At 61.5% G+C, this 12,620-nt stretch carries 10 protein-coding genes; 1 reads left to right on the top strand and 9 read right to left on the bottom strand.

What is annotated here, in order from left to right:
- The 9 genes from ACQY5P_RS01410 to ACQY5P_RS01370 form a co-directional block, all read right to left on the bottom strand.
- Positions 1 to 945, bottom strand: coding sequence for a sterol desaturase family protein (locus tag ACQY5P_RS01410; protein ID WP_428409055.1), 945 nt, complete (start codon positions 943 to 945; stop codon positions 1 to 3).
- A 4-nt stretch (positions 946 to 949) separates the two neighbouring features.
- Positions 950 to 1,354 carry a hypothetical protein gene (locus ACQY5P_RS01405; protein ID WP_428409054.1) on the bottom strand — a complete coding sequence of 135 codons (405 nt, stop codon included), beginning with the start codon at positions 1,352 to 1,354 and terminating at the stop codon, positions 950 to 952.
- A 7-nt stretch (positions 1,355 to 1,361) separates the two neighbouring features.
- Entirely contained in the window at positions 1,362 to 1,568 is a 207-nt protein-coding gene (locus ACQY5P_RS01400; protein WP_428409053.1) for a hypothetical protein, read from the bottom strand.
- Positions 1,569 to 1,634: 66 nt separating this feature from the next.
- A complete protein-coding gene (locus tag ACQY5P_RS01395) occupies positions 1,635 to 2,216 on the bottom strand; it encodes a hypothetical protein (protein WP_428409052.1) in 582 nt (193 codons plus the stop codon).
- A gap of 98 nt (positions 2,217 to 2,314) precedes the next feature.
- On the bottom strand, positions 2,315 to 3,391 hold the full coding sequence (locus ACQY5P_RS01390; protein ID WP_428409051.1) for an alpha/beta fold hydrolase: 1,077 nt from the start codon (positions 3,389 to 3,391) through the stop codon (positions 2,315 to 2,317).
- A 135-nt stretch (positions 3,392 to 3,526) separates the two neighbouring features.
- Positions 3,527 to 3,949, bottom strand: coding sequence for a nucleoside-diphosphate kinase (ndk, locus tag ACQY5P_RS01385; RefSeq protein ID WP_428409050.1), 423 nt, complete (start codon positions 3,947 to 3,949; stop codon positions 3,527 to 3,529).
- 274 nt (positions 3,950 to 4,223) lie between these two features.
- On the bottom strand, positions 4,224 to 5,072 hold the full coding sequence (locus ACQY5P_RS01380; protein WP_428409049.1) for a hypothetical protein: 849 nt from the start codon (positions 5,070 to 5,072) through the stop codon (positions 4,224 to 4,226).
- Positions 5,073 to 5,269: 197 nt separating this feature from the next.
- Positions 5,270 to 7,477 (bottom strand): 3-hydroxyacyl-CoA dehydrogenase NAD-binding domain-containing protein, encoded by a 2,208-nt coding sequence (locus tag ACQY5P_RS01375; RefSeq protein ID WP_428409048.1) that lies wholly within the window; start codon positions 7,475 to 7,477, stop codon positions 5,270 to 5,272.
- Between the two features lie 21 nt (positions 7,478 to 7,498).
- Positions 7,499 to 8,710 (bottom strand): acetyl-CoA C-acetyltransferase, encoded by a 1,212-nt coding sequence (locus ACQY5P_RS01370; protein WP_428409046.1) that lies wholly within the window; start codon positions 8,708 to 8,710, stop codon positions 7,499 to 7,501.
- A 201-nt stretch (positions 8,711 to 8,911) separates the two neighbouring features.
- Here ACQY5P_RS01370 and putA point away from each other — a divergent pair, with 201 nt between their 5' ends.
- The gene (gene putA / locus ACQY5P_RS01365; RefSeq protein ID WP_428409045.1) at positions 8,912 to 12,592 is read left to right on the top strand and encodes a bifunctional proline dehydrogenase/L-glutamate gamma-semialdehyde dehydrogenase PutA; all 3,681 of its coding nucleotides are present in this window, start codon (positions 8,912 to 8,914) and stop codon (positions 12,590 to 12,592) included.
- Positions 12,593 to 12,620: the final 28 nt, after the last annotated feature.

Genomic DNA, 12,620 nt, shown 5'->3' with positions numbered 1-12,620 from the left:
CTATTCGGCAGGCTGCGCCGCTGGCTCTGCGCGAGGTTGGGATGCAACTGGCGGCTCGCCATGGATCCGGGTCCACCGCTCCTTGATCATTTTAGATGTCAGGCGCGAGCCGTCCGGCGACCAGCCCGGCGGGCCGAATGTGTAGCCTGCGACTTCCTTCAGGGACTTTGCATTCCGCACATCCTTCGCGATGCCGATCCATTCATGGAAGGAGATCACCAGCGGATTGAACGTGCCGAGATTCTTGATGATGCCGTAACGCGGCTTTTCCGCATCGTCTTCCGGTATGAAGGTGCCGAACATCCGGTCCCAGATGATCAGGATGCCCGCGTAATTGGCGTCAAGATATTTCGGATTGGTGGCGTGATGCACCCGGTGATGACTCGGCGTGTTGAAGACCCATTCGAAGGGGCCCATGCGGCCGATGAGCTCGGTGTGAATCCAGAACTGATAGAGAAGGCTGATCGCGCTGGCGAACGCGACCATGGCCGGATGAAATCCCATCAGCACCAGCGGCGTCTTGAAGAGCAGCGAGCCCAGAATATTGCCGGTCCAGGTCTGACGCAGCGCGGTCGTCAGATTGTAATGCTGCGATGAGTGATGAATGACATGGCTCGCCCAGAACCAGCGGCGTTCATGGCTGATGCGATGCCACCAGTAGTAACGCAGATCGTCAAGCACGAGGCAGAGCAGCACCGTCCACCAGGTGTTGGGAATTTTGAACGGCGTCAGTTCATAAGCGGCGACGAACACGACGCCGATGACGAAAAGACCGCCGAACAAGGGCGCGATCTGGCTGCCGAAGCCCATGAGAAGGCTCGCGGCTGAATCCCGCGCTTCGTAGCGTCCGCGCCCGGTCAGGCGAGCGCCGATGATCTCGATGATCACCAGGATCAGGAACGCCGGCACCGCGTAGCCGATAATATCCGGGTAGTTGAACTCCATGGGCCTATTTTGCCTCTGCCCGCCCGAGTTTGCGAGCCCATTCCGCAGCGCCGTCCGCGGCGATCACCAGCCGCCGGGAGCCGGGATCGGCGGGCCGTATCGTTAACGCGCCGTCACCCGCCTCCGCCCTCACCGCCGCCGCCGGAAAGCGCCGCGTCACGAGATCGATCCCCAATCGCGAGACGATCGCCACATCGCCGCCTGCGCCCTCTGCGATCGCCGCCCGCCCGTCCCGGTCCACGAGCCAGGCGACCGGCCGGAAATCCGGCTCGTCGAAGGCGAGCCGCTCCGCCGCCGCGTCTTCGGTCACCGGCGCCGGCGGGGCGCGAAAGACGAACCACGCCAGCGCGACCATGAAGGCGATGGCGGCGAGAGAAATCAGCGAGTCGATAATCAGATTACCCGTCATGGCGGCGCTACTCTTGTTCTCCGGGCGCTTCTACCGCAGCCGGCGCGCTGACAGGATGATCGGCGAGATGCGCGCCAATGAAATACGGCCAGATGAAAAACGCCAGAAACCCTTTCCAGAAACCAAGCTTCAAAAACCCGATGGAAAACAGCCAGCCGATAAACCACAACGCGCCCAATCCGCTGTGCTGTTCGATTTTTATGTCTTTGTTCATGGCGCGGTCTCCCAGTATCCCCTCAGGCTAATGCCGGCGATCCCCCGGTCTATTGACCTAAATCAATTACTTCGCGCAAGGAATACGGGCCGCCGCGAGCTTGAACGTCTTCACCCATTCGCCGTCCTCACCCTTCGAATAAGCGATGCGCGCCCAGTGATCGGAATCGGCGATCTCGAACTCGGCGCGAAAATCGGGGCGTTCCGGATACACCTGCCACATGGTGAGAACGCCATCGAGAACTTTGGCCCGAAGGTCCTGCACCTGATGGGCGCCGGTGGCGACCCACATCATGTCCCATTCCTCCGCTTCCGGATCGTACATGCGCACATTAATGCCGCGCGGGCTGTCCGCCTGTTGCGCCGGATCCGGATGAAACCATTCGTCGACAATGGCCATGCCGCCAAGGCCGTAATAGCCGTTCCAGCGGGCCGTAACACCGGGCTGCGGCGGCGACCACTGATCGCCCTGCCATGCGTGAAGCGTTATCTTGTAATCGCCGATGAGAAACGCAAATTGCGATAGTTCTTCGGGCGCTGAGGGATGCGGCGCGCCATAATCGCAGCTCTTTGGCGGCTCGACCTCCTGGGCGAGCGCGCCTCCACATAACGACATCGCCATGATCATCGCTGCTGCTGTTTTCTTCATGATGTCCTCCCGGTTTGCTCCTGGCGAAATTATGGCGCGGCCATCCGCCAGTCACGCCGCCGTCGTGGAATACGCAATCGCAACAACGGCCATGGCCGCTAATCCGTCGCCTCAAGCAGTTGCTCGAGATACGGCGCCCAGATTTCTGCAATCGTGTGGGTGCCGTGCCCGCGCGTTTCATCCGTGATCGGCAGGAACACCGCCTCGCCATTCGGGACTTTCTCGATCTCGGTTTCAAGGATGTTAAGCTCCGGCGGATTGACCTGATCGTCGGCGGAATTAACAGCCACAAGCTTTGTCTTGATGTCGCCGAGATGCGGCTGAGGGTTGTAATTGCGTGAGGCGTCGAAGGCGTAAATCGTATCGTTGGGATCGAGCGCGCTTGTGTAGCGCTCGACAAGCTGATCGAGAAACGCCTCGGCTTCCTCTCGCGTCGGCGCCTGTTTTTGGTATTGCAGCGGGCTCGAGACCATGAAGATCAGCGGATACATCGCCGCCTTCATGCCGCGCATAGGCTTATTTTTGTAGTTTCCGCCGTTCCATTCAGGATCGTCCATGATCGCGTCGATCACCATCTTGCGCTGCATGCGGTTGCGGCCCGCGATCTCCACCGGAAGGCTCGCGAGCGGCATCGCGGCGTCCATGAAATCCGGATACATATACGCCCAGACCCATGTGTGCATGCCGCCCATGGATGTCCCCATGACGAGCCGCAGATGATCGACGCCGAGCCCGTCCGTCAAAAGCGCATGCTGGGCGCGGACCATGTCGTCGTAATCGTATTTCGGAAAATCCATTCGCATGCCGTCGGAGGGCTTTGACGAGTCGCCATGGCCGATTCCGTCAGGAAGAATGATGAAATAGTCCTCCGCATCGAGAAGGCCGCCCTTCTTGAAAAGATAGTCAGCAAAGGACGGACGCAAGAGGCTGGCGCCGGAGCCTGTGGTGCCATGCATGATGAGGACGGCGTTCGCCGCGCGCCCGTCTGCATCCCGGCGCAGGGTCCCGATGGTTCGGTAATGAATGGCGAGGTCCATCATGTCGCCGGCGCCGAATTCGAAATCGTCGATGACGAAGTCTCCTTCGACCGGCGCCGGATAGATGTCTTGCGCCCATGCGGCCGAGAGAGGCCAGATGAGGACGGCAAAAATGAGAGTGAAAGACCGAATACGCATGACCCCTCCATGGCTCGGTCAAACCATAACGCACTCCGCCGGAAGCGTCACGGCGAGGCCTGACAGAGCGCCGGCAAAGAAAAACGGCGCGCTCTGGTGAAGCGCGCCGTTTGAATTTCCGGGTCGCGGCGCGGCTTAGCCGACGATTTCGTCTTTGGAGAAGAAGAATTCGATCTCTTGCGCCGCCGTGTCCGGCCCGTCGGAGCCGTGGACGGAGTTTTCGCCGATCGATTCCGCGAATTCGGCGCGGATCGAGCCGGGCTTGGCTTCCGCCGGGTTGGTCGCGCCCATGATCTCGCGGTTCTTCGCGATGGCGTTTTCGCCTTCCAGCACCTGGACGACGACCGGCTCTGACATCATGAACTCAACGAGTTCGCCGAAAAAGGGGCGTTCCTTGTGGACGCCATAAAAGCCTTCCGCCTGCTCGCGGCTCATGCGGATGCGCTTCGACGCGACGACGCGCAGGCCGCCTTCCTCGAGCTTGGCGATGATCTTGCCGGTAATGTTCCGGCGCGTGGCGTCCGGCTTGATGATGGAGAAGGTGCGTTCGAGCGCCATGGGTCTGTCCTTGAGCTATGTGGAAAAATCCGATTTGGCCGGGTTCCTAGCAACGCTTTTGCGCTGCGGCAAGCGTCCGAAGCCCGATAAATAGAGGATTTGAACGCTTGTTAAGGAAGGGGGCGGCCCGGCGTTCCCCGATTGCCCCATCGCCGGCGCGGGCGACGCCCATGCCGCACCCTCATTGGCGTGCAACAAAAAACGGCTCCAATCAGCGTGGGATCGGAGCCGCTCTTCCTGCCTGACCTGACGAAATCGCCAGTCAAGGCAACTTTTACTCGTCGATATTCATGGTCGACGCCTGATCTTCACCGCGGGTCAGAGCGGCGAACTTGCGCAATTCCGACGCGTCGAGTTCATCGTCGCCGTCCTCGTCCGCTTGCTCAAACCTCGCGAGAAAGGCCTCACGGAGTTCAGCTTCGGTCACTTCCGCATCGCCGCCCGCCGCCTGCTGGAAGAGTTGCGCGGCCGAGCTTTCAATCTCCGCTTCTTTTTCAGCGCCCAAGGGCTCATTGAGCTGCATCGCCGTCTGGGTTGCTCCAGCGGTCTCCGCCATTCTTGTCATATCGTCGCCGGCGGCGACATCATCGTCGTCGTTGATCACGTCGGCGGCGGCCGTTCCTTCTTCAGCGTCGCCGACAGTTACAGGATCGTCGACCGGGTTCACCGACATGAGATTCACCGGCTCGGTGACAAAGGCGTCGAAATCGCGAGCCGAGGCGAGCGCAAGTTGCACATATTCGTCACGTTGCAACGCGCCGTCATTGTTGGCGTCAGCGCCTTCGAACGCTCGCGCCGCCAGCGCTTCGATTTCGCTGCGGGTGCGGGTCAGCGTTTGCGTCGCGGTACGCAGCGTCGGGTCTGTCGTATCGGACATCACCGCGTCAGCGCTGCTGTCATAACGCTCTTCGTTCCAGGATTCCGTGTTATCGGCAGCATCAGCCGTTTCGAAACGATCAGCGTCCGTGCCGTAGCCATCTTCCTTATCGGCATAGGCGGTACGGTCAGCATCCTCTTCAACAGCGTCGGTCTCAGCCGTTTCATAGGCGTTGTCGCTATTGCCGCAGGCCGCACCCGCAAGCATCAATGCACTGATCGAAACGGCTCCTAAAAGCTTTTTCATGACAATTTCCTTTGGGTTGCCGCGCTCAGCGCAGCAAAGACTTGCGAGCGCGTTGGTTCGAGATCATCCACGCCAACGCGCGCCGGACGGAAAAATTCCCAAAAAACTACTTAAATTCGCTGTCATGTCAGCGCCCGGCATGAAATCGCCCGCGCCTTGCAGCGCGGGCGATCAGAACTTGTCGAGCTATTACCGGGTCAGGCGGCTTTTTTGTAAAGCTTGTCGCCCGACTTCGCCATCTCGCGGAATTTCTCCGGCGGATTGAAGCGGCTCCCATATTTCTGCGCGAGGCTTTCGGCCTTGCGCACGAAAGTCTCAAGCCCGATCGTGTCGATGTGGCTCATGGGCCCGCCGGTCCAGGGCGCGAAACCCCAGCCGAAGATGGCGCCGAGATCGGCGGATTGCGGATCGTGAACGACGCCTTCGGCGTAACAATGAGCCGCTGGAATAAGCTGGGCGTAAAGCAACCTCTCCTTGACCTCTTCGAGGCTCGGCTGTTCATCCGCGAGCGGATAATATTCCTGCAGCCCCTTCCAGAGATGTTTCTTGCCGCCTTCCGGGTAATCATAAAATCCGCCGCCCGACTTGCGGCCCTTGCGGCCCAGATCTTCGACAAATTTCACAAGCAGTTGGTAAACAGGTTCGCCTGACGGGTCCTGTCCGGTCTCTTTGGCGGTCGCCTTGGCGATGCGAAGCCCCAGCTCCTGCGAGGTCTCGTCGCAAAGCGCGAGCGGACCCACAGGCATGCCGAGCGATTTGGCTGCATTCTCGATCAGCGCGGGCTTGACGCCTTCGGTCACCAACAGCATCGACTCGTTGATGTAAGGCGGCACCACGCGGTTGGTGTAGAAGCCGCGCGTATCCTTGACGACAATCGGCGTCTTCTTGATGAGGCGCACATAATCGAGCGCGGCGGCGAGCGCCTTATCGCCGGATTTCTCGCCCGGAATGATCTCGACGAGCGGCATCTTGTCGACTGGCGAGAAGAAGTGAATACCGATGAACTGGTCAGGACGCTCGGAATGTTTGGCGAGCCCTGTGATCGGCAGGGTCGACGTGTTGGACGCAAAGATGACGTCCTTGCCGATGACCGCTTCGGTGCGCTTGATGACGTCGGCCTTGATGTCCGGATCTTCGAACACCGCCTCGATGATGAGATCGACGTCTTTCAGATCGTCGTAATTCTCTGTTGGCTTGATGCGGGCGAGGAGTTCGTCGCCCTTCTCTTTGGTCACCTTGCCCTTGGAGACGCCTTTTTCGACGATGCCCTGCGAATAGGCCTTGCCCTTTTCCGCATAGGAAAGCTCGCGGTCTAGCAGCACGACCTCCGCGCCGCCTTTCGCCGTCACATAGGCGATGCCGGCGCCCATCATCCCGGCGCCGAGAACGCCGACTTTCTTGATTTCGGTCGGCGGGACGTCTTTCGGGCGCTGTTCGCCCTTCTCCGCCGCCTGCTTGTTGATGAAGAGCGTGCGGATCATGTTACGCGTCTGCGCTGATGACAGAAGTTTCAGGAAGTATTTCGACTCGATGCGGATCGCCGTGTCCATGGGAACGATCGAGCCTTCGTAAAGGCAGGAGAGAATATACTGGATCGCCGGGTAATTGTGGTTCGTTTCCTTCTGCGCCATGGCGTTGGCGCCGATGAAGAACTGCACCGCGCGCGGGTCCATCGCCCCGCCGCCGCCCGGAAATTTGAAGCCTTTCTTGTCCCAGGGCTGGGCGACTTTCGGATTGGCTTTCACCCACTCCTTGGCTTTCGCGACGACCTGGTCGGCGGGCACGACTTCCTGCACAATGCCTTGCGCTTTCGCCGTCGCGGGATCGATGGGCTTTCCTTGCGTCGCCAGCATGGCGGCGTTCTGAAGGCCCGCGAGACGCGGCAGGCGCTGCGTGCCGCCGGCGCCGGGGAGAAGACCCACCTGCACTTCGGGCACGCCGAGCTGGATTTTCGGATTGTCGGCCACCACGCGATGGTGACAAGCGAGCACGATCTCGAGCCCGCCGCCAAGCGCAAGGCCGTTCACCGCCGCCGCAACCGGCTTCGCGAAAGCCTGACCGTTCTGCAGCGCCTTCACCGGCTGGCCGCCGGTTTCGAGCTTGCGGAAGACGCTGTTCAGCGTGAACGCGCTTTCGAATTGCTCTTTCGTTGTTGATGGCGTTCCGCGGCCTGCGCCGCCGCTGCCGAGCATGTTGAGGTCGGCGCCGGCGAGGAAGCCTGACGCCTTGCCCGAAGTGATGACAGCGCCTTTGACCTTGTCGTCAGCGAGGAAGCTGTCGACCCAGTTGGAGAAATCCTCCATCAGGTCCGCATCCCAGACATTCATGGACTTGCCCGGAACATCAATCGTCACGAGGGCGATGCCGTCGCCGTCAACGTCAACTTTGAGAGTTTTGTAAGTCATGTCTTCCACCCGTCCGATTGATTAATTCACGCGCTCGATGATCGTCGCCGTGCCCATGCCGGCGCCGATGCACAGCGTTACAAGGGCCGTCTCCTTGCCGGAGCGCTCCAGCTCGTCGACCATGGTTCCCATAATCATCGCGCCCGTGGCGCCAAGCGGATGGCCCATGGCGATGGCGCCGCCATTCACGTTGATGTCCGAATGGTCGATGTCGAGCGCCTGCATGAAGCGCAGAACCACCGACGCGAAGGCTTCATTGAGCTCCCACAGGTCGATGTCCTTCTTGTCCATCCCGGCGCGCTTCAGAGCTTTCGCCGCAGCGAATTCCGGGCCCGTCAGCATGATCGTCGGCTCGGAGCCGATGGAGGCCATGGCGCGGATACGCGCGCGGGGTTTCAGACCCAGCTTCTTGCCGATCTCTTCATTGCCGATCAGCACCGCAGCGGCGCCGTCGACGATCCCCGACGAGTTGCCTGCGTGATGGACGTGGTTGATCTTTTCGAACTCGGCGTATTTCTGCAGCGCCACGGCGTCGAAACCGGGAAACTCGCCCAGCATCGCGAACGAAGGATTAAGCGCGCCGAGGGACTGCATGTCGGTGTTGGCCCGCACGGTCTCGTCATGATCGAGCAGCACCTCGCCGATCACGTCTTTCACCGGCACGATGGATTTCGCGAATCGCTTTTCCTTCCAGCTCTGCGCGGCGCGCTTCTGGCTCTCGACCGCATAGGCGTCGACATCGTCGCGGGAGAAACCGTACTTCGTCGCGATCAGGTCTGCTGAAATGCCCTGCGGCACGAAATAGGTCTTGAACGCCGTAGAGGGATCCGTCGGCCAGGCGCCGCCGTCAGAGCCCATGGGGACGCGGCTCATGGCCTCGACCCCGCCGCCGATGGTGAGGTCCGCCTCGCCGGCCTTCACTTTCGCGGCGGCGATATTGATCGCCTCGAGACCGGAGGCGCAGAACCGGTTCACCTGAATGCCGGAGGTGGTTTCGGGGTAGCCGGCGTTCAGGATCGCCGTGCGGGTGACGACCGCGCCCTGCTCGCCGACCGGGGAGACGCAGCCGAAGGCCACATCCTCGATTTCGCCCGCATCGATTTCACTGCGATCGCGAATGGCCTGAAGCACCTGCGTCGCCAGTTCGACCGGCGTCACTTCATGGAGCGAGCCATCCGCCTTGCCTTTGCCGCGCGGCGTGCGGACTGCGTCATAAATATAGGCTTCCGTCATGGGGAGCGTCCTTTCGACCTAAGGGGGCCTGCAAACTGAATATCCGGCGCGCATGGGCGCGCGCCCTGTTTCCTCGACGTAGTTAGAACCCGGGGCGGCGCGAGGCAATGGCGCGATGCAGCGCCAATCGGGCCCATTTGGAGCATTTCATTACCCGGCGGGATGCGGTAATCGGGCCCCCGAACAGGCCAATGAAAGACCATGTCCCAGAACGCTTCACTCTCCGCCCTCCGCAGCCGCATCCGCGACCACTATCTCGCCCCGGAAGACACTATCGTCCCAGGTCTCATGGCCATGACGGGGCTCGACGAGGCGACCCGGGACAAGGCGCAGGCCCGCGCCGCGGATTTCGTCAGGACAGCCCGGGCGAACGCCGAGCGCTCAGGGCTGATCGACAAGTTCCTCCAGGAATACGGCCTGTCGACCGCCGAGGGCGTCACCTTGATGCGCCTCGCCGAAGCGCTTTTGCGGACGCCCGACGCGGCGACGGCGGACTCACTGATTGAGGACAAGATCGAGGCGGGCGACTGGGCCGCCCATGCGGGCAAGAGCCCCTTCCCTTTGGTCAACTTTTCGACACGGGCGCTGATGCTCACCGCCGCCTGGCTCGACGATGTGGAGGCCAAAGACCCGCTCCGGCGCATGGTGAAGTCGACGAAGGACGCCCTCGACCGTCTCGGCGAGCCGGTGATCCGCGCCTCCGTCGGTCAGGCCATGCGCGTCATGGGCGAGCATTTCGTCCTCGGCGAGACCATTGGATCAGCGATGAAGCGCGCCCGCAAATATGAAGACAAGGGCTATGTCTTTTCCTACGACATGCTCGGCGAGGCGGCGCATACGGAAGCCGACGCGCAGAAATATTTCGACGACTACAAAAACGCCATCGCCGCCATTTCAAAACATTCGCGGCACGAATACGCCCCCGCCAATCCCGGCATCTCCGTAAAGCTGTCGGCGCTGCATCCGCGTTATGAATTCGGAAAAAAGACGCGGGTTCTGGCCGAGCTTGGCGGAAGGGTTTGCGAACTCGCCATTCAGGCGAAGGCCGCCAATATGGGCTTCAACATTGATGCGGAGGAAGCCAACCGCCTCGATCTTTCTCTCGACATCATCGAACAGTTGATGCGCGATCCCGCGCTCGCCGGATGGGACGGGTTCGGCGTCGTTGTGCAAGCCTATCAGCGCCGGGCGCCCTATGTGCTCGACTGGCTGGCGGCGCTCTCCCGCGAAACCCGACGGCGGATCATGGTGCGCCTCGTCAAAGGCGCCTATTGGGATTCCGAAATCAAGCGCGCCCAGGTCTACGGCCTCGAAAGCTATCCCGTCTTCACCCGCAAGGTGCTGACCGATGTGAGCTATCTCGCCTGCGCCCGGAAACTCTTCGACAATATCGATGTCTTCTTCCCGCAATTTGCAACGCATAACGCGCTTTCCGCCGCCATGGTGCAAGCGATGGCGGGCGAGCATCGCGATTACGAGTTGCAGCGCCTCCATGGCATGGGCGAAGCTCTGCATGATAGTCTGCTAGAGACCGGCGCGCGCTCGCGCATTTACGCGCCAGTGGGCGGACATAAAGAGCTGCTGCCCTATCTCGTGCGGCGCCTCCTCGAAAACGGCGCCAACTCGTCTTTCGTCAATCAGCTTATCGATCCCGATCTGTCGGTGGACGACGTGGTCGCCGATCCCCTGGATGAAATTGCAGAGATCAAATCCTATCCGAACCCGAACATCCCGGCGCCGCGCGACTGCCTAAGAGGCGAGCGCCTTTCTGCAAAAGGCTGGGACGAAACCCATCCGCCGACCGCCGCGAACATGTCGCCGGCCGTACGCAGCGACCTAACGCCGATCTCAGCGCAACCCATCGTCAATGGCGAATTGCTCGCCGGCCCCAAAGCGCCGGTCGTCAATCCGGCGTTCACCAACGATCCTGTTGGCTCGGTGCAAAGCGCTGACGAAAACGCAGTCGACAAAGCCTGCGCCGCGGCGAAGGCATATGCAAACGAATGGGCAGCAACTCCCGCGAAAGACCGCGCGGCTATTCTGAGTCGCGCTGCAGCCATGCTCGAAGAGCGCGGCGAGCATTTCATGGCCATCGCCGTTTACGAGGCCGGCAAGACCTGGCCCGACGCCATCGCCGAAGTGCGCGAGGCCGTGGACTTCCTGCGATACTACGCGGACCGCTGCGAAGAGCTTCAAGGCGAGCCGCTCGGCGTCATCGCCTGTATTTCCCCGTGGAACTTCCCGCTCGCGATTTTCCTTGGACAGGTGAGCGCCGGTCTCGCAGCTGGCAATTGCGTTATCGCAAAACCGGCGGAGCAAACGCCGCTGATTGCGTTCGAGGCCGTAAAACTTCTCCATGAAGCCGGAATTCCGAAAGCCGCCCTGCACTATCTTCCCGGCGACGGTCCTGCTGTGGGCGCGCCGCTCACCGCCCACTCTTCGGTCGACGGCGTCGTCTTCACCGGCTCCACAGAAGTCGCGCAGATCATCAAAAAAAGTCTTATCGCCGCTGGCAAACATGATGCTGCGCTGATCGCCGAGACCGGCGGCGTCAACGCGATGATCGTCGATTCAACCGCGCTCCTCGAACAGGCGGTGAAGGACGTTGTCGCCTCCGCGTTCCAGAGCGCCGGCCAGCGCTGCTCCGCCTGCCGCGTTGTCTGTGTGCAAGAAGACATCGCCGACCGCTTCAACGAGATGCTGGCCGGCGCCATGGCGGAACTTGCCGTGGGCGATCCGTCGGAGCTTTACACCGATGTGGGCCCGGTCATCGACGAGGAAGCCCGCGCAACCATTCAGTCCTATGTAGACCACCTCAAATTCGAAGCGACTTTGATCGCCACGGCGCCGGAAACGGAGCATGGCGTCACCGGGACGTTCGTGCGCCCCGCCGCTTTCGAAATCCACAAACTCTCCGAACTGAAACGGGAAATCTTCGGACCCGTTCTTCATGTCGTACGCTTCAAAGCCGACAAGCTCGACATGCTGGTGAACGACATCAACGCCATGGGCTACGGCCTCACCATGGGCGTTCACACGCGTATCGACGAAACCATGGAGCGCGTCGCAAGACGCGCGCGCATCGGCAATATCTATGTGAACCGCAACCAGATCGGCGCCGTTGTCGGCGTGCAGCCCTTTGGCGGCGAAGGCCTCTCCGGCACAGGGCCGAAAGCCGGCGGCCCGCATTATCTTTCCGCGCTGGTGAAACGGCCTCGCCCGGCTGGCGACGCGCCGGCGCCAATCACCGACAGCGACGAAACCTCGCTGGAAAAAGCGGCGTTGGAAGGCGCCGCCGATACGTTGCGCCCATGGGGCGCCATGGACCGCGCGCCGGTTCTCGAAAAAGCCATGGGCAAGCTGCAAGGCATAGACGCCAGCATTCAAAAGGCGATCCGCGACGCACTCACTCTCTTTACGACGAATACGGAGCTTCCGGGCCCGACCGGCGAATCGAATACGCTGAAACTGCGTCCGCGGGGCATTGCGCTTTGTCTCGGCGGCGCCTCGGAAAGCGACGAGCTCAAACAGATGCTGCTCTGCCTCGCTGCGGGGAGCCCGGTGGTCGCCTTGGAAAGCGACAATGCCAAAACCCTTGCGGCTGCCCTCGCCGCCGCCGGCGCGCCGAAAGGCGTCCTCAGCCTCGGCGGCCCCCACGCTTCGCATGCGTTGCTTCGCGACCGGCGCCTGCGCCTCGTCGCCTATGATGGCGGCGATGCGGGCCGGGCCGCCATCGAAACCGTGCTGGCGGACCGCAAGGGCGCCATCATCCCGCTTCTGTCGAGCCATGACGCGCCCTGGCGCTTTGCGACCGAACGCACATTAACCATCAACACGACGGCAGCGGGCGGAGACGTCCGATTGTTGTCGCTGGACGAATAAGGCTAGACTGGCCGCTTAGAAGCGCGCG

This window comes from Hyphococcus sp. (genome assembly GCF_965267305.1).
GTDB lineage: Bacteria > Pseudomonadota > Alphaproteobacteria > Caulobacterales > Parvularculaceae > Hyphococcus.
This window is presented reverse-complemented; position numbering and strand designations above follow the sequence as displayed.

What these genes read in the sequence shown, in the direction of transcription:
- ACQY5P_RS01410 (WP_428409055.1), bottom strand. Translation starts at nt 945, where the DNA reads ATGGAGTTCAACTACCCGGATATTATCGGCTACGCGGTGCCGGCGTTC.
- ACQY5P_RS01405 (WP_428409054.1), bottom strand. Translation starts at nt 1,354, where the DNA reads ATGACGGGTAATCTGATTATCGACTCGCTGATTTCTCTCGCCGCCATC.
- ACQY5P_RS01400 (WP_428409053.1), bottom strand. Translation starts at nt 1,568, where the DNA reads ATGAACAAAGACATAAAAATCGAACAGCACAGCGGATTGGGCGCGTTG.
- ACQY5P_RS01395 (WP_428409052.1), bottom strand. Translation starts at nt 2,216, where the DNA reads ATGAAGAAAACAGCAGCAGCGATGATCATGGCGATGTCGTTATGTGGA.
- ACQY5P_RS01390 (WP_428409051.1), bottom strand. Translation starts at nt 3,391, where the DNA reads ATGCGTATTCGGTCTTTCACTCTCATTTTTGCCGTCCTCATCTGGCCT.
- ndk (WP_428409050.1), bottom strand. Translation starts at nt 3,949, where the DNA reads ATGGCGCTCGAACGCACCTTCTCCATCATCAAGCCGGACGCCACGCGC.
- ACQY5P_RS01380 (WP_428409049.1), bottom strand. Translation starts at nt 5,072, where the DNA reads ATGAAAAAGCTTTTAGGAGCCGTTTCGATCAGTGCATTGATGCTTGCG.
- ACQY5P_RS01375 (WP_428409048.1), bottom strand. Translation starts at nt 7,477, where the DNA reads ATGACTTACAAAACTCTCAAAGTTGACGTTGACGGCGACGGCATCGCC.
- ACQY5P_RS01370 (WP_428409046.1), bottom strand. Translation starts at nt 8,710, where the DNA reads ATGACGGAAGCCTATATTTATGACGCAGTCCGCACGCCGCGCGGCAAA.
- putA (WP_428409045.1), top strand. Translation starts at nt 8,912, where the DNA reads ATGTCCCAGAACGCTTCACTCTCCGCCCTCCGCAGCCGCATCCGCGAC.